Annotated in this window: 22 protein-coding genes and 1 pseudogene; 10 read left to right on the top strand and 13 right to left on the bottom strand. The window is 40.0% G+C overall.

Annotated elements, in window-relative coordinates; genetic code table 11:
* Nucleotides 1-3: 3 nt before the first annotated feature.
* From L8T27_RS04475 to L8T27_RS04440, 8 genes are all read right to left on the bottom strand, one after another.
* Nucleotides 4-1161: an acetylornithine transaminase gene (locus tag L8T27_RS04475; RefSeq protein ID WP_233316697.1), complete on the bottom strand. Its 1158-nt coding sequence runs from the start codon at nt 1159-1161 to the stop codon at nt 4-6.
* On the bottom strand, nt 1162-1932 hold the full coding sequence (argB, locus tag L8T27_RS04470) for an acetylglutamate kinase (RefSeq protein ID WP_233316696.1): 771 nt from the start codon (nt 1930-1932) through the stop codon (nt 1162-1164).
* Nucleotides 1933-1945: 13 nt separating this feature from the next.
* Nucleotides 1946-3187 carry a bifunctional ornithine acetyltransferase/N-acetylglutamate synthase gene (gene argJ, locus L8T27_RS04465; protein ID WP_237940931.1) on the bottom strand — a complete coding sequence of 414 codons (1242 nt, stop codon included), beginning with the start codon at nt 3185-3187 and terminating at the stop codon, nt 1946-1948.
* A 12-nt stretch (nt 3188-3199) separates the two neighbouring features.
* Nucleotides 3200-4234: an N-acetyl-gamma-glutamyl-phosphate reductase gene (gene argC / locus L8T27_RS04460; protein ID WP_233316806.1), complete on the bottom strand. Its 1035-nt coding sequence runs from the start codon at nt 4232-4234 to the stop codon at nt 3200-3202.
* A gap of 238 nt (nt 4235-4472) precedes the next feature.
* Entirely contained in the window at nt 4473-5723 is a 1251-nt protein-coding gene (locus tag L8T27_RS04455; protein ID WP_237942247.1) for a molybdopterin molybdotransferase MoeA, read from the bottom strand.
* Nucleotides 5724-5739: 16 nt separating this feature from the next.
* Nucleotides 5740-6741, bottom strand: a complete 1002-nt coding sequence (moaA, locus tag L8T27_RS04450) for a GTP 3',8-cyclase MoaA (protein ID WP_237940929.1) — start codon at nt 6739-6741, stop codon at nt 5740-5742.
* A gap of 91 nt (nt 6742-6832) precedes the next feature.
* On the bottom strand, nt 6833-7141 hold the full coding sequence (locus L8T27_RS04445; RefSeq protein ID WP_233316692.1) for a metal-sulfur cluster assembly factor: 309 nt from the start codon (nt 7139-7141) through the stop codon (nt 6833-6835).
* Between the two features lie 146 nt (nt 7142-7287).
* Nucleotides 7288-8073, bottom strand: coding sequence for an alpha/beta fold hydrolase (locus L8T27_RS04440; RefSeq protein WP_237940927.1), 786 nt, complete (start codon nt 8071-8073; stop codon nt 7288-7290).
* A gap of 302 nt (nt 8074-8375) precedes the next feature.
* Between L8T27_RS04440 and L8T27_RS04435 the strand changes: the two genes are divergently transcribed.
* The 3 genes from L8T27_RS04435 (at nt 8376) to L8T27_RS04425 (ending at nt 9697) form a co-directional block, all read left to right on the top strand.
* On the top strand, nt 8376-9194 hold the full coding sequence (locus tag L8T27_RS04435) for a Cof-type HAD-IIB family hydrolase (RefSeq protein ID WP_245399840.1): 819 nt from the start codon (nt 8376-8378) through the stop codon (nt 9192-9194).
* Between the two features lie 164 nt (nt 9195-9358).
* Nucleotides 9359-9511 (top strand): hypothetical protein, encoded by a 153-nt coding sequence (locus tag L8T27_RS04430; RefSeq protein ID WP_233316690.1) that lies wholly within the window; start codon nt 9359-9361, stop codon nt 9509-9511.
* A complete protein-coding gene (locus L8T27_RS04425; RefSeq protein ID WP_233316689.1) occupies nt 9512-9697 on the top strand; it encodes a DUF3813 domain-containing protein in 186 nt (61 codons plus the stop codon).
* Nucleotides 9698-9739: 42 nt separating this feature from the next.
* On the opposite strand, the gene L8T27_RS04420 is transcribed toward L8T27_RS04425, so the two are convergent.
* Together L8T27_RS04420 and L8T27_RS04415 are read right to left on the bottom strand one after the other, a co-directional pair.
* Nucleotides 9740-10456 (bottom strand): BsuPI-related putative proteinase inhibitor, encoded by a 717-nt coding sequence (locus L8T27_RS04420; RefSeq protein WP_237940925.1) that lies wholly within the window; start codon nt 10454-10456, stop codon nt 9740-9742.
* Between the two features lie 17 nt (nt 10457-10473).
* Nucleotides 10474-11298 (bottom strand): YitT family protein, encoded by an 825-nt coding sequence (locus L8T27_RS04415; protein ID WP_233316687.1) that lies wholly within the window; start codon nt 11296-11298, stop codon nt 10474-10476.
* A 190-nt stretch (nt 11299-11488) separates the two neighbouring features.
* Here L8T27_RS04415 and L8T27_RS04410 point away from each other — a divergent pair, with 190 nt between their 5' ends.
* A complete protein-coding gene (locus tag L8T27_RS04410) occupies nt 11489-12343 on the top strand; it encodes a DegV family protein (RefSeq protein WP_237940923.1) in 855 nt (284 codons plus the stop codon).
* 102 nt (nt 12344-12445) lie between these two features.
* Nucleotides 12446-12577, top strand: a complete 132-nt coding sequence (locus L8T27_RS04405) for a DUF3941 domain-containing protein (RefSeq protein ID WP_233316685.1) — start codon at nt 12446-12448, stop codon at nt 12575-12577.
* 30 nt (nt 12578-12607) lie between these two features.
* Here L8T27_RS04405 and L8T27_RS04400 read toward each other — a convergent pair whose 3' ends face one another.
* Nucleotides 12608-13483 carry a CvfB family protein gene (locus L8T27_RS04400; RefSeq protein ID WP_233316684.1) on the bottom strand — a complete coding sequence of 292 codons (876 nt, stop codon included), beginning with the start codon at nt 13481-13483 and terminating at the stop codon, nt 12608-12610.
* A 134-nt stretch (nt 13484-13617) separates the two neighbouring features.
* Between L8T27_RS04400 and L8T27_RS04395 the strand changes: the two genes are divergently transcribed.
* From L8T27_RS04395 to L8T27_RS04375, 5 genes are all read left to right on the top strand, one after another.
* Entirely contained in the window at nt 13618-14109 is a 492-nt protein-coding gene (locus L8T27_RS04395) for a YajQ family cyclic di-GMP-binding protein (protein WP_233316683.1), read from the top strand.
* Between the two features lie 120 nt (nt 14110-14229).
* A complete protein-coding gene (locus L8T27_RS04390; protein WP_233316804.1) occupies nt 14230-15099 on the top strand; it encodes an SDR family oxidoreductase in 870 nt (289 codons plus the stop codon).
* 239 nt (nt 15100-15338) lie between these two features.
* On the top strand, nt 15339-16742 hold the full coding sequence (locus tag L8T27_RS04385; protein ID WP_233316682.1) for an L-cystine transporter: 1404 nt from the start codon (nt 15339-15341) through the stop codon (nt 16740-16742).
* A 126-nt stretch (nt 16743-16868) separates the two neighbouring features.
* Entirely contained in the window at nt 16869-18629 is a 1761-nt protein-coding gene (locus tag L8T27_RS04380) for a glycoside hydrolase family 13 protein (protein ID WP_237940921.1), read from the top strand.
* Between the two features lie 112 nt (nt 18630-18741).
* Nucleotides 18742-19644: a DMT family transporter gene (locus L8T27_RS04375; protein ID WP_233316680.1), complete on the top strand. Its 903-nt coding sequence runs from the start codon at nt 18742-18744 to the stop codon at nt 19642-19644.
* A gap of 39 nt (nt 19645-19683) precedes the next feature.
* Here L8T27_RS04375 and L8T27_RS04370 read toward each other — a convergent pair.
* Nucleotides 19684-20769: pseudogene (locus tag L8T27_RS04370) on the bottom strand (DNA alkylation repair protein).
* A 70-nt stretch (nt 20770-20839) separates the two neighbouring features.
* Nucleotides 20840-22834: a glycoside hydrolase family 127 protein gene (locus tag L8T27_RS04365; RefSeq protein ID WP_237940919.1), complete on the bottom strand. Its 1995-nt coding sequence runs from the start codon at nt 22832-22834 to the stop codon at nt 20840-20842.
* Nucleotides 22835-23076: the final 242 nt, after the last annotated feature.

Here is a 23076-nt window from a genome sequence, read left to right as displayed (position 1 = left end):
ATCTTAAATTGCAATATTGCTGTAAATTTTTAGTTTGCTTGCTAATATTTCTACTGCTTCCTTTAACTGTTCTGTAGTTATATTCAAGCTTGGTAAAAGTCGTATTACCTTTTCTCCTGCATTCAGAACAATCAAGCCCGATTCTCTTAAGTCACTAAGCACATTGGCTACAGGTACTTCAAGTTCAATTCCTATCATCAAACCTAATCCGCGGATATCCTTTACCGCTGTATTTTCCTTCAGATTTTCTGTTAACAGGCTAATAAGAAATTCGCTTTTTTGCTCTACTTCTTGCAGAAAGCTTTCTTCAAAAATAATCTCCATTGTTTTTGTCGCTGCTGCCATTGCCAGAGGATTGCCTCCAAATGTAGTGCCATGACTTCCAGGTCCAAAAAATTCTACTAATTCTTGTTTCGCTGCAATTGCTCCGACTGGAAGGCCATTTGCTAACCCTTTAGCCGATGTGATGATATCGGGATTTAAGGAAAAATGCTGAAATGCAAATGGTTTTCCTGTTCTGCCGATTCCTGTTTGAATCTCATCTATGATTAACAATGCACCTTTGCTTTTTGCTAGCGCTTCTGCTTCTTGCAGAAATTCTTGACTAGCTACATGAATGCCGCCTTCACCTTGAACAATCTCAAGCATGACTGCCGCAACTTCATCTGTCAGCACAGCTTTTAATGCATCTATATCGTTAAATGGCACATATACGAACGTTTCAAGCATTGGACCAAAGCCATGCTTAATTTTCTCTTGCCCTGTTGCCGACATTGCTGCAAAGGTTCTGCCGTGGAAGGACTGCTCAAATGTGATAATTTTTGTTTTGCCGGTAGCTTTTCTTGCAAGCTTGATTGCTGCTTCATTTGCTTCTGCACCACTGTTGGCAAAGAATACTGCATCCATTGAACTTGCTTTCGCCAATGCTTCGGCTGCTTTTTCCTGTATTTCTACCGGGAAAAGATTAGAAACATGCCAGAATTTTTCCAGTTGTGCTTCAACTGCTGCCTTTACCTCTTCATGGCAATGGCCGAGATTGCAAACACCGATACCTGCAGTAAGATCCAAATATTTCTTACCTTCTGTACTGTACATATAGCTTCCTTTAGCTGATGCTGGCTCAATTTCCCATTTAGAATAAGTAGGAAATAAATGACTCATTTACATAACCTCCGCTTTCGCTACAATTTTTGTTCCGTTCCATCTCTCATCTGCATAAAATTCTTTTTTTCCTGATACGATCATGGCACTGTTTAAGCCACTGTCAATAGCAGCTAACGCGGAAGTAACTTTCGGGACCATACCTCCTGTAATCTGCCCTTGTTCAATATACTGCAGCACTTCTTCTTTTCCTATTAAACTGGCAATATCTCCATCAATGATAATGCCGTCTACGTCTGTTACAAAAAGACATTGCTCAACCTTTAAGCTTTTAGCAACAGCTGAAGCAGCATAATCTGCATTAATGTTCAGCTTAATGCCTTCTGCTGTAATTCCAAGGGGAGTCACAACTGGAATATAGCCTTCTTCTAACAGTCTTAAGATTAGCTTATTGTTTACTTCCTCCACATTGCCAACAAACCCAAGATTTTCTTCATCGATAATACTTGCTGTAAGACAGTTGTCATCCGTTCCGTTTAAGCCGACTGCATAAAGATTATTCTTCCTTAATAAATCGACCAGTTTCCTGTTGGTTTTTCCAGAAAGGACCATCTCCACAACTGCAAGGGCCTCTTTTGTTGTTTTTCGCAGCCCATTATGAAATTCGGCTTTTACAGATAATAAATCAAGCATTTCATTGATGTCAGGGCCGCCGCCGTGGACAAATATAATGTGAAAGCCATCTTGTTGCAGTTTTTTTATGCTGGTGAAGAATCCTTCGGAAAGCTGATCAATGACGCTTCCTCCACATTTAATAAGTATTGTCTTCATCACGTGCACACTCCTATGTTCGATAGCTTGCATTGATTTTGACATAATCATAGGACAGGTCGCATCCCCATGCTGTTCCTTGTTTGTCGCCATTATGCAAATCAACATGAACTTGAATATAGTCCTTGCTCAAATAGTCAATTGCTTCTTCTTCCGAAAAGCTTTGCGGCTCACTGTTCTTCAGCATAGTAATCGGTCCGATTGCAATATCTACAGAAGCTGGGTTTACATCCGTTTTCGTTTGGCCGATAGCTGTAATGATTCTGCCCCAGTTTGCATCAGATCCATACATCGCTGTTTTCACGAGGTTGGAACCGACAATCTGTTTAGAAATAACTCTTGCTTCTTCCTCTGTCTTACAGCCCTTCACATTTACTTCGATTAATTTCGTAGCACCCTCGCCATCTTTGGCAATTTGCTTTGCAAGACTTTCACATGAAGCAGATAACAAGTCAACAAATACAGGATAATCAGGGTGGTCTAAAGTAAGCTCTTCATTTTTTGCACATCCGTTCGCCATTACAAGCACTGTATCGTTTGTGGATGTATCTCCATCAACAGTGATTTGATTAAAGGATGTTGGAATCACTGTACTTAATGCTGTCTGCAGCACATCTGAAGATATATTCGCATCTGTTGTCAGGAAGCCAAGCATTGTCGCCATATTAGGATGAATCATGCCAGATCCTTTGGCAGCTCCGCCGATAGTAACTGTCTTGCCACCAATTTCAGCTGTAAAGCAGCATTTTTTCATGACTAAATCTGTTGTTAAAATAGCCTCTTGGAAACTGTCTGCATCCTCTTGTGTATTTCCAAAGATAAGCTGACTGATTCCTGCTTCGATTTTATCCATCTTCAAGTATTCGCCTATAACACCCGTTGAGGAAACAGCTACATACTCTTGTTTTGTTCCGAGATGATTTGCCAGCAATTCGCGCATTTTATAAGCATCAATTAAGCCTTTTTCACCAGTACAGGCATTTGCACAGGCGCTGTTAACAACAACTGCTTGAATGAGCTTTTCTGATTTAATAGACTCCTGTGTCACCTTTAGCGGCGCTGCTTGGAAATGACTCATTGTGTAAACTGCTGCACAGCTTGCAGGTACTTCGCTCACAATCGCTCCCAAATCTTTTTTATTGTAACGCAGCCCAGCGTGCAAACCTGCCGCTTTAAAACCAGCTGGTGTGACAATGCTGCCATTCACTAGTTCTTTTATTTGAGAGGTTTGCTCTCCATTTGATACAACCTGCATAAATACTCCTCCTTATGGATACATCGGCACAAAATTCAAGCCCGTACATTCATCCAAGCCGAACATAATGTTCGCGTTTTGTACTGCTTGCCCTGCAGCGCCTTTCATTAAATTGTCAATTACTGATATAATAGTTAGTCTTTTAGTTCTTTCATCAAGATGAATGCCGATATCGCAATAGTTGGAACCATTAACCTCTTTAATGGAAGGATAATTACCTATTGGCCTCACCCGCACGAAAGGTTTGTCTTTATATGCCTCCATAAACAGTTCATGTATTTGCTCTGCTGTATTTTCTTCCTTTAGAGAAGCATAAATAGTCGCCATAATTCCTCTGTTTACAGGAAGCAAATGTGTCGAAAAAGTAACAGGACGGATAGAGTCATTCCAGTCTGTCAGCTGCTGCTCTATTTCAGGAATATGCTGATGTTCATTCACTTTATATATTTTTAAATTTTCATTCATTTCTGCAAGCATAGTCCCCCTAGACGGTGTCCTGCCTGCACCAGAGATTCCTGATTTCGCATCAATTATGATGCTGTCCGGCTTAACAAGATTTTCTTTAATAACAGGTGCTAACCCAAGCAATGTTGCAGTCGGATAACAACCCGGATTAGATAACCAATCTGCCTTTGCGATTTTTTCTTTATTCCACTCAGACAAACCATAGACAAACTTGCTGACCACTTCACTAGAAGCCGGCTGTTTTTTATACCAGTTCTGATAATCATCTAAATTTCGAAGACGCATGTCACCAGATAAATCAACGATCTTGATTGGTTTATCTGCAAAATCACTAATAAGTTTGCTTGATACACCAGACGGCGTAGCAAAAAAGACAACATCACAATTCTCTGCAATAAGAGAGGAATCTACTTTTTCTAATTTATTTTCAACGATGCCATATAAATGGGGATATTCATTCCATACAGGGACTTCATCCCTTGTTGTATGGACAGAGTGAATAGAAAATTCAGGGTGATTAGCTAAAACCCTCATCAATTCAGCTCCGCCATATCCAGTTGTGCCGATAATTGCAGCTTTCATCATTTCCTCCTTCTACAGGAAACTCTGTATATTTAATCATTTTTATTTATAAATATTAATATTCGATTCTCTTATTATAAAAACTTAGCATTATAAAATCAACCGTTTTTCAAAAAAGAATTAATTTTCTATTTTCTTTACTAATGATATGTGCCATGGTGTTGTCTTGCCCTTTCTTTTTACATAAAAAAAGAAAAACACCTATTCTTAAAAAGAACAGGTGTTTTAACGTTATTTATCAATTAATATTTCCTTCTAACATTATCACTTGCACACGATCTCCGGCCTTGTAGCCAGTTTGTCCTCCTGGCAGGACAGTCAACGCATTAGCATGGCTAAGGCTGCTGACAATATTGGACTTATCTGTCCCGCTTGGGCCAGTATATAATACATCTTCATCCAGGAAGGTTCTGCTTCTAATAAATCTTGTGAACGCATTGGAAGTCAGGAAATCCGCTGTCAGTATGGCAGTCGCAGTTGGCAAATGCGGTTTTTCTGCAAACAGCATCGTTCTGACAATTGGCCGGGCAAAAAGCTCAAAGCCGACGAAACATGCAGATGGATTTCCAGAAAGGCCAAACAGAAGCTTTCCATCAAGGCTTGCCACTGTAGTCACACTGCCTGGGCGCATGGCAATCTTGTTAAAAAGCACTTCTGCTCCTAATTTCTGATAAATAACGGGCAGCAGATCAAAATCACCGACAGAAACGCCTCCCGTTGTCACTAGAATATCGACAGCATTTAAGCTCTCTTTAATAGCTTCATAGCTATCTTCCAATATATCTGCAAGCTTCCCAAAATATACAGCTTCAGCTCCAGCCTGCTTAATTTGTGCCATTACCATATAAGCATTGCTGTTCCTGATTTTGCCCTCCTCTAAAGGTTCATTAACCTCAAGCAGTTCACTTCCTGTTGCGAAAACGCCGATTTTTGGTTTTTTCGCAACAGGTACTTGCTCATAGCCGAATGTTGCCAACAGAGCAACAATACCAGGGTTAATTTTCGTTCCTTTTTGTACAAGGACTTCGCCCTCTTGTACATCCTCCCCTTTAAAAGAGATGTTTTCCCCCATTTGCACTTGCTTAGTAACAGTAATATACGGTTTGCCGTCAACTGAAGATTCAGCCACATCCTCCAGCATGACAACAGCATCACAATCCTTAGGCAGCATTGCTCCTGTCATGATTCTGACAGCCTCGTTCTTGCCGATGTTTTTTTTGCATACATACCCTGCACCAATTTCGTCGATTACTTCCAAAATGAGTGGATTTTCCTCTGTACAGCAAGCACTAGCCTTTGATAGAAATGCATATCCATCATATGCGCTTCTATCAAACCTTGGAATATCGTGGTCGGCCTTTATGTCTTCTGCCAGAAATCGGTCACTGCTGTCAAAGATCGAAACATATTCCGTTTTCCCCGCCAGCTTACAATCCATTACTTTCTTTACTGCTTCCTCCACCGCTATCGGAGTTCTTCTTTCCACCATCTCATTTCCCTCTTCTCTAACCGCCAATATAGGACATTTCTATCTTACTGTTGCTTCCCTTTGCCTCAGCTGTTCGCAAATCAGAATATCTGTCTGCTCTTGCTTGCCATATACTTTTAATATAATTCAGCAGTTCCTCATCTGCAGCGCCGTTTCTTATGAAGGATTTTAAGTCATGACCATTACCATTAAACAGGCAAGTATATAATTTTCCGTCTGCTGATATCCGTGATCTTGTGCAGCTTGAACAAAAAGATTCTGTCACAGAAGTAATGAATCCGACATATGTACTGCTTCCTTTATATAAATACTTTTTTGCCACTTCCCCATAATAATCAGGCTCTGCTTCTATTAATTCAAACTCTGTTTTTAATATATCTATGATTTCCTTTTTTGAAACAACTTCATCCCATTTCCAGCCATTCGTGCTGCCAACATCCATATATTCAATGAAACGCAGCTCAATCTCCTCTTCTCGGCAAAACTTCGCCATCGGAATAATTTCTGACTCATTCAGTCCCTTTTTGACGACCATATTGATCTTAACTCCAAGCCCGGCTCCTTTAGCTGCTTCAATCCCCTTTTTAACAGGATTGGTACCAACATTTCTGCCATTAATACTCCCAAACAGCTCATCATTCAAACTGTCTAGGCTGATATTAACACGTTGTAAGCCCGCCTCTTTAAGTGCTTTAGCATGCCGCGGCAAAAAAATTCCATTTGTCGTTAAAGCAATATCCTTGAGTCCGTCAATCTGCATGAGTTTTTCGATGAACAAGTGGAGATCCTTCCGAAGCAAAGGCTCCCCTCCAGTCAGGCGGATTTTCTCCACACCAAGTGACACAAAAGTCTTGGCCAACCGCTCCAGCTCAGTGAATGAAAGCAGTTCTCCTTGCGGCAGAAAGGCATAATCCTTCCCAAATATTTCTGCAGGCATGCAATAACTGCAGCGCAAATTACAACGGTCAATCACACTTATTCTCAAATCTCTGAGCGGCCTATTAAGCAAATCCTTCATTTGATGACAGTCACCTCCGGATTATTATATTCGCCGAATATTCCAAAAAAATATAATAAAATAAGGGAGACATCTCTCCCTTACGACATTCTTATTGCACGCCTAATGCGATTTTTGCATATCTTGACATTCTGTCTTTCGTCCATGCTGGCGTCCAGACAATGTTTACTTCAGTTTCCTTTACTTCAGGTATGTCTGTCAATGCTGCTTTAACTTGATCAACAATTACTCCTGCAAGCGGACATCCCATTGCTGTAAGTGTCATCGTTACTGTGAGCACCCCTGATTCATTCAAGTCAAGGTCATATACTAGACCAAGATTAACAATATCCACACCTAATTCTGGGTCGATTACAAGCTCTAATGCACCCATAATATTATCTTTTAATGCTTCTTCCATTTTACACCCACTCCTTTATACTTCTTTATATAACAGACCCCATCTATTGGATCTTATTTCCTTCTTACATACTTCTATCTTATCATAACAGAGATTAACTAGAGAGAAAAAGAATTCGCATAATCTAGAGCTAAAATAACCGTTTTTTACAAGGAGGCCTGATTTTGCAGGAACTCCTCAAACCATTCAATCGTTCTCAGCATCGCCTTTCTGCTCACCTTATGGCCTGTATGTTCTTCCGTAATATAAGATAGTTTCTCTGGTGTTTCTTCATATAATGGAAGAATTGTTTCATAAAACTGGCGGGAATACATATATGGCACCGTTTCATCCTTCTTTCCATGCCAGAACAGCAACGGTCTGTTTTCCAGCTTTTCAGGCTGTTTGCTTAAATCAAGTTCTCCAAGCCTTTTCAAAAGCCTATCAATTTCCTCTTCAGAAAGTGGAAGCTCATAACCCCGTTTCTTTACTTCCTGAATCGTGTAATTTGCGAACTTCTCATAATACGGCATCCCCATCAGACAAACAGCAGTTTTAATCCATGGATAGCGGCTTAAGGCACCTAATGTAACAATTCCGCCCATGCTTGTTCCAACAAGACCAATTTTATCTTCTTGTATAAGTCCTTTTGCTTCAAAATAATGCTTAACATGCTCAATGTCTTCGATTGTTTGCAGCACAATATCCCAAAACTGCATATTCAGCTGCATTCCTGACAGATTTGCCTCTCTTTCGCCATGATAAAGGGCATCAGGCAGAACAATTCGAAATCCTTTTTCTGCTAGGTTATAAGCAAAATGGAGATTATGCTCCTTTGCACTCGTAAAGCCATGTATAAATTGGATAAAAGGAAGGGGCTGATCATAACTTTCTTTTGCGACAATATGCAGGATTGGTACGTCATTAATTTTTATTTTTTCGATAATAATCATTTATATGCCTTCCTTTGCTTATATTTTTTTGAAAATCCTTTTTTATTGCGTTAACATATAATTAAAAGCAAGCTAGCAAGCTTTTATGGTTAGCTATACAAGTTCTTTATTGATTCTTAACATTTGAGCATTACAATAAATGCATATATTCCAATCATCAACGATATGTATAAACTAAGACTTAGCATTATTAAGTTTATCACGAAGTCTTTCTATTTACTAAATATTGCTACTTAAAAAGCTGATGGTGACTCACCATTAACTTTTTATAAATAATATAAACAAACATTTAAGGAGAAATTATGACAGAAAAACATCTAATTGCTTTAGACCTTGATGGAACATTACTTAAAAACAATAAGACGATTTCCCCTTTAACAAAAAAAGTAATCGCAAAAGCAAAAGAAGCCGGTCATATTGTAATGATTGCAACTGGAAGACCTTATCGGGCAAGTGAAGCTATCTATAAAGAATTGGATTTGGATACACCAATTGTCAATTTTAACGGTGCTTTCATCCACCATCCTCGCTCACAAGAATGGGGCGTTTATCATTCTCCATTAGATATCGCTACTGTGAAAGACATTGTAGAGGCTTGTGATAATTTTGACTATCATAATATCGTTGCAGAAGTAATCGATGATATATATTTTCATTATCATGATGATAAATTGCTTGATATCTTCTCATTAGGAAATCCGAAAACGACTACAGGCAATTTGTTGGAATTCTTAGAAGCACCGCCAACATGCTTGCTTATCCATGCCGAAGAAAAGGATGTAGTTAAAATACGTAAGCATTTAACTGATGTTCATGCCGATTTAATTGACCACCGTCGTTGGGGAGATCCTTACCATATAATCGAAATTGTCAGGACAGGCCTCAGCAAAGCTGTCGGACTGCAAAAGGTTTCTGATTATTACAATATTCCGCAGAAGAATATTATTGCTTTCGGTGATGAAGATAATGACTTTGAGATGATTGAATATGCAGGAGTCGGCGTAGCGATGGGAAATGGCTTGCAGGAATTAAAATCACGGGCTAACCATATAACATTGACAAACGAAGAAGACGGCATCGCTGTGTTTTTAAATGATTATTTAAATTTACAAGCACTATGATAAATACAAAGAGCCTGGTAACAGGCTCTTTTTTTTGGTTAACATTACCGCCTATTTAATTGCTGCTTTGACCAATACTATTTTATAGAAGCAGTTTGCAGCTGTTTCCACCATGAAATGATCGCGCTGTCTCTAAAAAACAACTTGCGGAGGGATTATCTGCTATGGGAAAACGAAATAAATCAAAACGCTTCGTACAACAGGGTGTAGACTCAGTATCTAAGCATGATCAACGTATTCCATATCATATGACATATGCAGAGGCCGAAAGCTATAAAATGGCTAATTCGAACGAATCTACTCACGGAGGACTTTAAATGGGAAACCGATTATTTCAAGAAGCACGACAAGCAGTAGAAATGGCGAAGTCTAGTGGCAGTGATAGTGAGATGATTGCTAAAGCCAAAAATGCATTAAGTTCCGCCTATGCCAATACGACGAGTGCTGAACAAGAGCAGCTGTCTGATTTGCAAAAGGAGCTTGAGCAGCTAGAATCCCGTTAAGCTAATAAGCTAGCCATCCACTAATGGAGGCTAGCTTGTTAATTATGAAGGAAACCGTTCCAATATTACTGGATCGCTTTGTTTTCCATTTACTTCTTGAAAATAAAGAAGCAATGTCCCATTTTTCGGCAAATCTTCTGTTTTTATCTTCACATTCACCTTAAAACTCCCAACGTCTGTAACGGCAACAGGCTGCTTTGACAATAATTCTTTATGTCCATCTTCTACTGTAAATGTTAACCGCTCTTTCGTATGAGCAATTCCTTCTATTGTATATATTCCCTTTTGGCCGGTAGTCTTAATATCCGTAACGAAAGGAACAACTAAAGTTGTCTTGGCCGTTATGGTCTCTCCCTTGTTTTTCTTTCCTAACAAGGTTGCTTTAACAGCATATTCGCCACTCGGTACTAGCTCACCGTTATTTTTTCGGTAATTCCATTTCTCTACCCATGTATGTGACTCATTGGATTTGAGCTTTAGCTCCTGCAGTGCTTGGAGGAAGGACTTATCTGCTGAATAACGGTAAACTTCTTTTCCTCCCTTTGCTCTAATCGAAAATTCATATTTTTGCGAGGAGGAAAAAACAAGTTTAACGGCTTTATCCCCAGTGTTTAAAACAGTCATTCTGATTTCCGCATAGTCTTTATTCGGTTTTGCAGAAATCTCAAACTGCAGATTATTTCCCTCTGCATGTATTCGATCACCGCCAAAGGAAAAAAGGCTAAAAGCGAGTGCTGCTGCAATTATGACACGAAGCACTATACCGACTACCTCCTTTATTCTTTTCTGAAGAAGCCGAATATTTCTGTTGTTTGCACGATATTAGTAAATGCTTGCGGGTCTACCTCTTTAATGGTTTTTTCCAAGTCATATAATTCATACCGTGTAACAACTATCATCATCATATCCCTATCTTCATTGGAAAAGGCTCCTTTTGCTGGAACCATAGTAATCCCTCTTACTAGCTTCTCATGAATTGCCACTTTTAATTCATCGGATTTTTTTGTGACTATCATCGCTGTCAATTTTTGATGCCTTGTATGTATCGCATCAATCACCCTTGTGGATGCGTACAGTGTAACAAGGGTGTACAGAGCTTTTTCCCATCCATAAAGATACCCTGCTGTTATGATGATAATGCTGTTTAATGTAAAAAAATATGTGCCGACAGGCTTGTCCTGCATTCTCGAAAGAATCATTGCTACAATATCCATTCCGCCTGTGGATGCACCGATTTTCAACGTAATCCCGACACCGACAGCTGCAATAACACCGCCAAAGACAGCATTCAGCAGTATATCATCTGAATAGGAATAAACCGGAAGAAGTTCAAGAAATAAAGACATGAATGCAACACTTAGAAAGCTATAGCATGTAAATGATTTCCCAACCTTAATCCAGCCTAGTATGGCAATAGGCACATTGAGAATAAACAGCAATATTCCTGTCGTAATAGGTGTAATACTTGAAATAAGCTGTGCCACACCGGCAAACCCGCTTGCATAAACATCTGCAGGTATTAAGAAAAAGTTCATTGCAACAGCGTTCAAAAGAGCCCCAACAATTACTACAACTAACTTCTTCGTTAATGTCCAATACATAATAATCCCCCAGTACTATATTTGCTCCTAAGCTTTTTAGGATTCATTGTTTTTTTGAAAAAGATTCTATAAACTAATAGTATGCAACACCTAAATAATGCATATGTATACATACCAGCAATCAATATACCATAATTTTCACTAAGTGAAAGTCATATAATGAAAAAAAACACAGAAAGAAGATGAGCTTATGACATATAAAATATTAGCGGACAGTGCTTGTGATCTGCCTCTTTCTTATTATGACGATAATGATGTCATTCTATTTCCATTAAAGGTAAATTTGGAAAACAAAGAGTATGAAGACTTAAAGACAATCCAGCCGAATGCTGTATATGACGCGATTAGAAACGGTGAAGTACCAAAGACCTCCCAGGTCTCTCCATCCCTTTTTGAGGATGTTTTTACGGAAATGGCTGAAAACGGCGAAAGCGGCATTTATGTTGCCTTTTCTTCGCAGCTTTCTGGCACCTTTCAAACAGCTAAGATGATTTATGAGCAAGTGAAAGAGATTTATCCTGACTTCCACCTCACTATCATTGACAGCAAATGTGCTTCTCTTGGAGCAGGGCTTGCTGTGCAAGAGTGCGTAAAACAGCGCAGTCTTGGCAAAACTCAAGAAGAGGCTGAAGCTCGAGCGCGCTTTTTTTGTGAACATATGGAGCATCTCTTTACTGTGGAGGATTTAGAGTACTTAGCTAAAGGCGGCCGCGTTTCTAAAGCATCTGCTTTTGTCGGAGGGTTGCTGCAAATCAAACCGCTTCTTCATGTGGAAGACGGCAAGCTTGTTCCGCTTGAAAAAATCCGCGGTAAAAAGAAGCTGCTTCGCCGCATGCTTGATGTGATGGAGGAGCGCGGAAATAGTCTTAACACACAGACAATTGCAATCAGCCATGCTGATGATTTAGCGACTGCAACCGAACTCAAAAATACCATTATGGAGCGTTTCCAGCCGAATGATGTGTACATATCCTCTATCGGAGCCGCTGTCGGCTCCCATACTGGTGCAGGAACGATTGCATTGTTCTTCCTAAACAGCAAGTAAGACAAATCAATCCAGTAAGGCTGTGCCTGCATACTCCCTTCTCCTTTCAGTCATACTAATAATGTTCTACAGAACAGCTAATGAATGGAGGAGTATACAGACATGCCAAATACTTCTGATAATAATAAAAAGCCAAAAGACAATAACGCCCGCTTAGAGCAAAAGAATTTGCTTCGCGAGAAAAATCGCAAATTGGGCAAACACCAATATAGCAAAAAGACAGATCATCTATAAGAAAAAGAGCAGCCCCATGGCTGCTCTTTTTTATTCGTCTTCTTTCTTCAAGTGTGTCCATCCATGTTCTTGGTAGATTTTATTTTCCTTCATCAATCTGCCAAGAGCCCTCTTGAAGGAGCCTTTGCTCATCCCAAATCTCTCTTGGATTTCCTCTGGCATACTTTTGTCTGTGTATGGCATCTGACCTTTTCTTTGCTCAAGATATGCAAGCACTGTTTTTGAGTCCTCATCAAGTGCTTCCTCTTTTCGTGGCAATAAGGACACATTGATTGTACCGTCTTCCTTCACATCAATGATACGGCCATTTACCTTTTCTCCAAGACGCGGCTCTACTTTACGCTCTGACTCATGGATAAAGCCTTTAAAGCCTTCAGCCGTGTAAATCCAGCTTCCAACCTTTGCTGTTCTGTAAATATGGCCGTGAATGTTTTTATTATAGTCTTTTCGTGTAGCCTTAGTCGAAATGCTCTCAATAACAGGATCTGTCGCAGGCTTAACATAAAGGAAATTATTGCGGTCTACCCTTAATGTAATATAGAGCAAATCCCCGACTTCCGGCCAAACTTCTTCATGAACAGGCAGATCATCCTCGCCAAGAAGCATGTCCTTTTTCAATCCAATATCAAAAAAGCAGCCAAGCCCTTCTTTAATATCCGTTACTTTCACCCAATCATATTCTCCAACTGAAATGGACGGTATATTTGTGCTTGAGCACGCTCTGCCTTGTGAATCCGTATAAATGAATACACGGACCTCATCCCCAATTTCAAATTTCTGATCTGTTTCACTAAAATGAAGCAGAACATCTTCACCTTCTTCTTCCAGTGTAAGAAAATATCCAAATGTTGCTTCCCTTGCGACCGTCAATATTTCTACTCGGCCTATGTAATCTCTTAAAGACACTATATTGTCCTCCTTGAATTATATCTATCGTAAACTGTTTTGTACCCTAAAGTTGTTACAACTGCTATATTTTACTATAATACAGACATAAAAGGAAATGGGTGAAAGCCCCATACTAACCAGGAGGTATTTCTATGTCTAAAGAAAGTTCATTCGACATTGTCTCAAAAGTAGATATGGCAGAGGTTTCGAATGCGGTACAAATCGCAATGAAGGAAATTCAAACACGCTATGACTTTAAAGGCAGCAAAAGCAATATTACATTAGAAAAGGAAGAGCTTGTTCTACTATCCGACGACGAATATAAGTTGGAGCAGCTAAAAGATGTGCTGATCAGCAAAATGTTCAAGCGCAACATTCCTATTAAAAACTTGGATTACGGAAAAATCGAAGGAGCATCTGGTGGCACGGTCCGTCAGAGAGCGAAATTGGTTCAAGGGATTGACAGAGACAATGCTAAAATTATCAACACTCTTATTAAAAACAGCGGCTTGAAAATTAAAAGCCAGCAGCAAGACGACCAAATCCGTGTAACAGCAAAAAGCCGCGATGATCTGCAAAAAATCATCGCAGCTGTTAAAGAAGCAAAACTTACAATTGACGTTCAATTTGTAAACTATCGCTAAAACACAGCCTGACCATTTTTTTGGTCAGGCTTTTTTTATCTCCTGAATTTTCCATGTTTATCCTTGTCTATAAGGGAAAAATAGACAACAAACAAAGAAATAAAAAAGGAGTTGTTTATGATGAGTTCAAACAGCCAACAAAACCAAACATTTCCACCACAGCATCAAAATCAGCAGCCGGGTATTCAAACTGAAATGAATCCATTACCAACGGATGTGAGCCCCAACTATAAAGGCTCTGGTAAGCTTAAAGGCAAGACGGCAATCATAACTGGCGGAGATAGCGGGATTGGTCGTTCTGTTGCCATCTATTATGCAAAAGAAGGAGCTAATGTTGCTGTTGTGTACTTAAATGAACATGACGACGCTGAAAAAACGAAGGAATTAGTCGAAGCAGAAGGTGTTAAATGCATCACCTTAGCAGGGGATGTCGGTGAAGAAGATTTCTGCCAAAAGGTTGTTGCAGAAACAATTAATGCATTCGGATCATTAAATATACTCGTTAATAATGCCGCTGAGCAGCATCCACAGGACAGTCTGCTGGACATAACAGCTAGCCAATTGGAGAAAACGTTCCGCACAAATATTTTCTCTATGTTCTTTTTAACAAAAGCAGCGTTGCCGCATTTAAACGCTGGCGACAGCATCATCAATACAACTTCGATCACAGCCTATAAAGGAAATGAAACACTGCTTGATTACTCATCAACTAAAGGTGCAATCACTTCCTTCACCCGTTCCTTATCCCAATCACTTGCAAAAGATGGCATTCGGGTGAATGGTGTCGCGCCAGGTCCAATCTGGACTCCGTTGATTCCATCAACATTTGACAGCGAAAAGGTTTCCCAATTCGGCGCAGATACACCCTTTGGACGAGCTGGCCAGCCAAATGAACTCGCTCCAGCTTATGTTTATTTAGCAAGTGAAGACTCCTCTTACGTCAGCGGCCAAATCATGCACGTCAATGGCGGATATGTTGTAAACGGGTAAATGCAAGGAACACATCTGTGTTCCTTTTTTATATGGTTGTAAAAAATTTATTTATGGCAAGGTACTTTGGAAAACCTCTTCTTTCAAAATAAAAGTTTTCACTGTTTAGACATTTTAACTAAATTATTTAATTTTATTTATTTACTTTTACATATAATCATGTTATTGTACTTTTAGTAATTCCTATTTAACCGATAGGATTTAAATGAACTTATACATAATTATAGGGGGAAACTACAATGGACATATTTTTAACCGTTGTTAATATTGTCGTTTTACTAGTTTTGCTTGGCGTTTTATACTACATGCAAAAGAAACACGTATCCTTTTCAAAGCGTGTATTTACCGGCTTAGGTCTTGGTGTTTTATTTGGTATCATTCTTCAATTAATATATGAACCTACTTCAGAAGTAGTAATTCAATCAAATGACTGGTTCAGTCTTATTGGAAGCGGATATGTGAAGCTTCTGCAAATGATTGTTATGCCGCTAGTGTTCATCTCCATTATTTCTGCTTTTACTCGTTTGAAAAAAGCAAGCAATATTGGGAAAATCAGCGGTCTTGTTATCGGAACATTATTATTGACTACTGCAATTTCTGCAGGAATTGGGATTGCTTCTGCAGTCGGATTTGACTTAAAAGCAATTGACATTACTTCAGGTGATGCTGAAACTCTTCGTGGGCAGCAGCTTGAGGAAAGCTTGACACAAGTGGAAAGCACAACTATTCCACAAAAAGTTCTTGAATTCTTGCCAGCTAATCCATTCTCAGATTTAACTGGTGCTCGTCCTACTTCAACGATTGCTGTTGTAATCTTTGCAGCCTTTATAGGTGTGGCATTGCTTGGCATTAAACGTAAAAATCCAGAACAGGCAGCATTCTTCGAGAAAATGATCGAAGCTGTCTACACAATTATCATGCGTATCGTTACACTAGTATTGCGTTTAACTCCGTACGGAATTCTTGCCTTAATGGCAAAAACAATGGCAGGCAGCAATCTTGATGCTATCGTTAAACTTGGTAAATTTGTAATTGCATCATATGTTGCTTTAATAGCAATGTTTATCGTTCATTTGATTATCCTTGCTGCTTTAAAATTAAGTCCAGCAAAATATGTGAAAAAGGTGCTTCCTGTGCTTTCATTCGCCTTTACTTCACGCACAAGTGCAGGAACACTGCCTTTGAATATTGATGCTCAAAAATCTAAACTTGGTGTTTCTGAAGCAATCGCTAACTTCTCTGCTTCATTTGGTGTTTCTATCGGACAAAATGGCTGTGCAGGAATTTACCCTGCTATGGTGGCTGTTATGATTGCGCCGACTGTAGGGATTGACCCGTTATCACCTGGTTTCATCACATCTTTAATCCTTGTTGTTATGCTTAGCTCCTTTGGTGTTGCCGGTGTTGGCGGCGGAGCGACATTCGCTACATTAATCGTTCTGTCTACATTAAATATGCCTGTTGCATTGGCTGGATTATTGATTTCTGTTGAACCGCTAATCGATATGGGACGTACTGCTTTAAATGTGAGCGGCTCAATGGTTTCTGGAGTTGTTGCAAGTAAAGCACTAGGTGAATTGGACACTGATACTTATAATAAAGATATTGATGTTAATACTCCTACAAGCAGCACAGCTGTTTAAAGAGTAAATTAACCAGACATTGAATGTTCAATGTCTGGTTTTTTTTTCGCCTTCTTTTCCCTTATAGGTTTTCTGCAAATTGGCTACACTGTTGAAAATGACTTGTAGGAAAGGGAGTGTGGGGAAATGATTGATTTGGCTTCCATCTATCATCGGACTGGAGATAATTTCTGCTATCTTTACAAGGAAGATATACTCCATATCCGCCTCCGGACAAAAAAAGACAACGTCCATGCTGTCACCTTGATTTATGGCGACCAATATAAAACCAGCAACTACAGATGGCAAAATTCATTGCTTGAGATGCAAAAGACAGGCTCTGATCAGCTTCATGATTACTGGCAAGCCTCTGTTACAGATAGTCTTAAACGGCTTCGCTACGGTTTCATTATCAAAGAAGGCGATGAACAGATTACCTTTACAGAAAAGGGCTTCTTTCCTTTTTTGCCCGAAGATCCAGGCTATTACTTCTGCTTGCCTTATATACATGAAACAGAACTATTCACACCGCCAGATTGGGTGAGAGAAACAATCTGGTACCAAATATTTCCAGAACGATTCCGCAATGGCGATCCTGACAGAAATCCAATCGAAACCGCTGTTTGGGGGCAAGAGGCACCTGGCTTGACGAATTATTTCGGCGGAGATTTGCAAGGCATCATCGACTCATTAGATTATCTGCAGGATTTAGGAATTACAGGCATATACTTAACACCGATCTTCTATGCCAATTCCAATCATAAATATAATACAATTGACTACTTGCAGATTGATCCCCATTTCGGAGATGTCAGCATTTTAAAACAACTTGTGAGCGAGTGCCATATGCGGGGAATTCGCGTCATGCTTGATGCTGTATTTAATCATTGTGGTTATATGTTTCCGCCATTTCAGGATGTGCTGAATAATGGAGAGAGATCTCCTTATAAGGATTGGTTTCATGTCCATCAATATCCATTAAAGGACAGCTCTGGCTTTCATTACGAGACCTTCGGCTTCTATGAGGATATGCCAAAGTTCAATACAGCTAATAAAGCGGTAAGAGATTACTTGCTGCATGTTGCTGAATATTGGATCAAGGAATGTGATATTGACGGCTGGCGGCTAGATGTTGCCAATGAAGTCGATCATGCCTTTTGGCGGGAATTCAGGAAGCGTGTTAAGGCGGTAAAACCAGATTGTTTCATCTTAGGAGAAATTTGGCATGATTCCATGCCTTGGTTGAGAGGCGAACAATTTGATTCTGTTATGAACTATCCCTTGCTTTCCAAGTCTTTGCAGTTTTTTGCTTATGACATGATTTCTGCTAAAGGATTCGTCGAGGATATGACCTCCATTGTCCATGCATATCCAGACAATGTTAATAAAGTCCTCTTTAACATTATCGGCAGCCATGACACACCTCGGGTTATGCAGGAGTCCCATTATAGACCTGAACGAGTTAAGCAGCTGTTTACTTTTCTATTCACTTTTCCTGGCACACCATGTATTTATTACGGCGATGAAATTGGTCTTGATGGCGGAAGCGATCCTGGCTGCAGAAAATGCATGGAATGGGATAAAGAAAAACAGAACGTGGAAATAAAGGAATATTTAAAAAAACTGATTTCGATTCGAAAGTCTGCTGCTATCCTCTCGGGAAACGCAAGCTTTGCCTTCCTTCCTGTCCTAAATAATTGCATTGCTTATTGCCATAGGAACGAAAATGAAATATTTATGACTGTGATGAATAACAGTCCAGACCAAGTAAGTTATCCATTGCCTTTCTCACTAAAGGGAAAAAAGTTAACAATGCCACTAACATGTCAGGAATATGCTGCCGAATCAGAACATTTAAACGTGAATCTCGGTGCTTATGAAAATATTCTTCTCCATTTTTATATTTAGCTGGCTGAACTCATCGCCCTTTCATCCAGCTTCTTAAACTTGGAAAAAACCTCTTGTTTAACTGAATAGATAGTACTATCATTTACTTATTATGTAATGAAGGGGGTAAATTGTGGAACAGACAACAGGCACAAAATCAATTGCCATCCCATTGGCAATTTCCATTATAGCTATCTCCTTCTCTGCTATTTTTGTCAAATGGTCGGATGCTCCAGCAACAATACTGAGCATGTACCGCATGTGGCTCGCAGGAATTTTGATGCTTCCAATGGTCTATATAAACAGAAAAGAATTTAAGAAACTATCAAAAAAAGACTGGTGGTTCCTCCTGTTCTCAGGAGCTTTCCTTGCTCTCCATTTTGCACTGTGGTTCGGTTCTTTGAAGCTGACAACAGTAGCTAGCTCTACTATCATTCTTGCTCTTCAACCGCTCGTGTCATTGGCGGGAGGATTTCTCCTTTACCGTGAAAGGACAACGTCAAGCGCCATTATGACAATGGGGATTGCTATAATCGGCGCCATGATGATTGGCTGGGGCGATATTGGCTTAAGCAAGGCAAGCTTGCTTGGCGATTTACTTTCCTTCTTAAGCGTGATAGCAGTTGTCGGCTATTTGTTAATTGGCCAGTCTATTGTGAAAAAGGTGTCCCATTGGGTTTACACTTCCACTGTATTTTTATTTGCTGCCATGCTGCTGACTATTTTTAATCTATCTTCTGGGGAAGCATTTACAGGCTATCCGCCAAAGGAATGGGGCATCTTCTTGCTGCTTGCAATCGTCCCATCACTTAGTCATGTAATTAACAATTGGCTGTTAAACTATGTAAATGCGACAACTATTTCGATGAGTATTTTAGGAGAACCTGTCGGAGCAACCATTCTTGCTGTAATTCTTTTAAATGAAAGACTTTCCGGTTCACAAATTGCCGGCGGACTATTAGTGCTGGCAGGTGTTTTTTACTTCCTTCTGCAACAGCAGAAACCGAAGCCAGTTCAGCATGAAAAAACAATATAGCAGATTGAAATTAAAAAAACTGGAGGCTCTCCAGTTTTTTTACGTTTGTATAAGTTCAAACTCAAGGGCAGCCTTCTCTGTTCCATTGACAATAATGGCAATACGGTGAACACCAGGATAATGTCTTCTTGTCGTCAAGTCTTTAAAGGAATGGTTCTTTGCGAAGGTTTTCTTCATGCTGCCCCTCCACTCCAGCTCAGAAAGATGAAAAACCTTCCTGCTGCGAGTGCCGTTTGCTTTCACATAATCTATGGCATATTCTACTCTTACTTTATGTGGTGTTTCGATCCTCGATATTAAAGTGAATGAAAAAGCAATATTCTCACCCCATGCAAGCTTTTCAGGTGTTATCGTAAAGTCCGCCAAGCTTAAGCTGTCACTGCTCTCATATCCAAAGATTTGCAATACACGAGGATCACCCTTCTTGAGCAGCGACCTGCTTGCATGTTTCACAATCCAATCCGTTTTTTGACTGTTGCCATACCAGCTCTGTGCAATAGTTACTGCCAAATCAGGATTAATTCGCGAAATATCATTTAAATTATTGGCTACGCTCTTTCTGACATATAATGCTTCATCTTCTTTTAACTTCTCCAAAATAACCAAAACAGGAGTAGGATCTTTTTTTAGAGCAGGCACTGACAGTCCCCATGGCAGTCTCGGACGGCAGCCCTCACTTGCAAGCCTGCGAATATGCTCATTCTCGCTTTCAGCCCATTCTTCCATCTGTGCAAGCATTCTCGTCTAGTTCTTGATAAGAAAAGGCCTTACTGCAAACTCTGACGTAGAGAATTCTGTAAAGAAGGCAAGGGTTTCAACAGAAAGCTCCCATTCCTCCAGCCCGTATTGCTCCACAAAATCGGGGAAAATAATCCCGCCTAATCCAGTAAAGGACGGAGCGCATTTGCGCAAGATTTCGATTGTTTGCTTGTAATCCTGGGGCAAAAACGGAGCAAGCGACAAGGTAATCTGGCGCATCCTTTCCTTAAGTGCTAGCTCCTCCCAATCAGCCTCAAACAACTTGGTGCGGAACGCTTCCCTTTCGAATGCAGGGTAATTTAATGTAATAACATCCTCTAGTTTAGTGATAAACTGCAAATTATAAATATTTTTTAATGGCTCCATAAAGACCTCTTAAACTCTTTTTTCTAATCATATAAGTAAGCGGCCTAAATATCAAATTCTCAAGCTTCCTTCATTCTTTAGCAAGCCAAACCTGCATTTCCCCAACCGAGCGGTTTGCCCAAGCATAATAAGGAATCAGTGTAAGAGATGCTGCTTCATAAAGCTCCGCCATCCCTTGGCTGTACAACTGACTTTCCCATTCCTGCTCCACAACTCTTTTTTCTGCTGTAACATCAATGAGTCCCGCTCCACCAAACAGTTCTGAATCGTACCGATAATGATATTGTTTGTTCTTTGGCAGGCGGAAAAGATGAAGGCACTTCCCATTGTCTGCTTCCTCCATACAATAGACGATTGGGCCGCGCTGGATGGCAATCTTATTTAAATCTGCTTTAACATGAGGATTTGCTGACCATTCCTGGATGCTCATATCCAAGGTGACACAGATTTCATCTCCAGTTTCCCAAGTCCTTCGTATCACCATATAACCATTCATCAAGCTGTCACTTATTTCGATGCCATTAACAGTAACTTTATACGTTTTCGACCATGCTGGTATGCGCAGGCAAAAGCCGAATTCAGCTGGCTCTTCCAGCTGAAACTGAAACTTAGCCTCTCCCTCCCATGGATAGTTTGATTCTTGCGTAATCTCTATCTGCTTACCATTCCAATCGATTTCTGCCTTATTGGCAATATATAAATTTGCATAAAGACAATCGCCTTTTTGTGAGTACAAATACTTATGAATGGATGCAAGCAGGCGGGCCAGATTAGGCGGACAGCAAGCACATCCGAACCAAGCTGGCCTTGTCGGCTTCACATGGCTTTTTCCCGGGTCCTTCAAGCTGTTCTCAGGATTAGACTCAAGGGGATTAACATAGAAGAAATGCTTCCCATCTAAAGCCATTCCGCTGATCACACCATTATAGAGTGCTCTTTCTAATGTATCACTGTACGTACTGTCAGCTTCGTTTTTCAGCATGTTTTGCGCAAAGAAAATCAGACCGATGGAAGCACAAGTTTCGCAATACATCGTATCATTCGGTAAATCATAGTCACTAGTAAATGCTTCTCCATGAACGGTTGAGCCAATTCCGCCTGTAATGTACATTCTTTTAGCTGTAATGCTCTTCCACAATTTTTTGCAGGCTTGCAGCATTTCTTCATCTTTGCTTAAAAAAGCAGCATCCGCCATGCCTGCACATAAATACACAAGCCTAACTGCATGCCCCTCCGCACTTTCTTGCTCAAGGATTGGCTTATGTGCCTGATAATAGCTTAGCGGCAAATGGTTCATTCCCCCAATCACCGCATTCTCGCCAGCTTCCTCTTGCCATTGTCTTTCAAAAAAACTAGTATCCTGTCCTCGCTCGTATAAAAAGAATTGGCAAAGATTTAAGTACCGCTTTTCCTTTGTAAGTTCATACAGCTTAGCAAGGGCAAGTTCGATTTCCTCGTGTCCGTCATAGCCTTTTATTTTTCCTGCCTCATTACCAAAGCTTGCATCAATACAGTCCGCCAATTTGCAGGCAATGGTGAGGGCTTTTTCATTTTTTGTTGCATTATAATAAGCTACAGCTGCTTCCATATAGTGACCGGCACAATACAGCTCATGGCTTTCGGCGAGCCTTTTAAACCGCCGTTCGGGAGCCTCAATTGTAAAATATGTGTTTAAATAGCCATCCTTCTCTTGGGCAAGTGCCAATAAATCAATAACACCATCAGCCAATTCAATCAGCTGTGGATCATGCTCCTGCTCAATAGAATAAGCCACTGCTTCAAGCCATTTATATACATCACTGTCCTGAAATACCCAGCCGTAATGCCTGCCCTCCTTCAGCCCTGCAGCAATCTTGAAGTTCTCGATGGCATGACTTTTTTCAGAAGGAATGTTTTGGTCATTCCGCTCCTTTTCGATTGTTATATCAGCCCTGTCATTGAGCACTTCCCATTGATATGGAATCATTTCTGTTTTCACAATGTCGGCATATCGCTTCCAAAATTGGTCGTTAATTATTACCTTATTCACATGTATCGACTTGTCTGCTTGCACATTGTTTGACATTCTTATTCCTCCTGCTTTTTACAGCTTTTTTACGTACATCCCCCCCTATTGTAATCGCTTTAAGGGTGAGTAAAAACTGCTAAAACAGTAGATTTAGTGGTGAAATCCGACTTCTAAGAAATAACTTTCACAAGATATTTTCGTAGATTGCCTGTCGTTATCTACTGGCATTTATGCTAACATTATTGTTAACGCTTACTCTTTATGTAAAAATACAATAAGGTGAACAAAAACGACATTTG

It is taken from the genome of Niallia sp. Man26 (assembly GCF_022049065.2).
Taxonomy (GTDB): domain Bacteria; phylum Bacillota; class Bacilli; order Bacillales; family Cytobacillaceae; genus Niallia.
This window is presented reverse-complemented; position numbering and strand designations above follow the sequence as displayed.

Coding starts and splice junctions, on each gene's coding strand:
- L8T27_RS04475 (WP_233316697.1), bottom strand. CDS start 1,161: ATGAGTCATTTATTTCCTACTTATTCTAAATGGGAAATTGAGCCAGCA.
- argB (WP_233316696.1), bottom strand. CDS start 1,932: ATGAAGACAATACTTATTAAATGTGGAGGAAGCGTCATTGATCAGCTT.
- argJ (WP_237940931.1), bottom strand. CDS start 3,187: ATGCAGGTTGTATCAAATGGAGAGCAAACCTCTCAAATAAAAGAACTA.
- argC (WP_233316806.1), bottom strand. CDS start 4,234: ATGAAAGCTGCAATTATCGGCACAACTGGATATGGCGGAGCTGAATTG.
- L8T27_RS04455 (WP_237942247.1), bottom strand. CDS start 5,723: ATGGTGGAAAGAAGAACTCCGATAGCGGTGGAGGAAGCAGTAAAGAAA.
- moaA (WP_237940929.1), bottom strand. CDS start 6,741: ATGAAGGATTTGCTTAATAGGCCGCTCAGAGATTTGAGAATAAGTGTG.
- L8T27_RS04445 (WP_233316692.1), bottom strand. CDS start 7,141: ATGGAAGAAGCATTAAAAGATAATATTATGGGTGCATTAGAGCTTGTA.
- L8T27_RS04440 (WP_237940927.1), bottom strand. CDS start 8,073: ATGATTATTATCGAAAAAATAAAAATTAATGACGTACCAATCCTGCAT.
- L8T27_RS04435 (WP_245399840.1), top strand. CDS start 8,376: ATGACAGAAAAACATCTAATTGCTTTAGACCTTGATGGAACATTACTT.
- L8T27_RS04430 (WP_233316690.1), top strand. CDS start 9,359: ATGGGAAAACGAAATAAATCAAAACGCTTCGTACAACAGGGTGTAGAC.
- L8T27_RS04425 (WP_233316689.1), top strand. CDS start 9,512: ATGGGAAACCGATTATTTCAAGAAGCACGACAAGCAGTAGAAATGGCG.
- L8T27_RS04415 (WP_233316687.1), bottom strand. CDS start 11,298: ATGTATTGGACATTAACGAAGAAGTTAGTTGTAGTAATTGTTGGGGCT.
- L8T27_RS04410 (WP_237940923.1), top strand. CDS start 11,489: ATGACATATAAAATATTAGCGGACAGTGCTTGTGATCTGCCTCTTTCT.
- L8T27_RS04405 (WP_233316685.1), top strand. CDS start 12,446: ATGCCAAATACTTCTGATAATAATAAAAAGCCAAAAGACAATAACGCC.
- L8T27_RS04395 (WP_233316683.1), top strand. CDS start 13,618: ATGTCTAAAGAAAGTTCATTCGACATTGTCTCAAAAGTAGATATGGCA.
- L8T27_RS04390 (WP_233316804.1), top strand. CDS start 14,230: ATGAGTTCAAACAGCCAACAAAACCAAACATTTCCACCACAGCATCAA.
- L8T27_RS04385 (WP_233316682.1), top strand. CDS start 15,339: ATGGACATATTTTTAACCGTTGTTAATATTGTCGTTTTACTAGTTTTG.
- L8T27_RS04380 (WP_237940921.1), top strand. CDS start 16,869: ATGATTGATTTGGCTTCCATCTATCATCGGACTGGAGATAATTTCTGC.
- L8T27_RS04365 (WP_237940919.1), bottom strand. CDS start 22,834: ATGTCAAACAATGTGCAAGCAGACAAGTCGATACATGTGAATAAGGTA.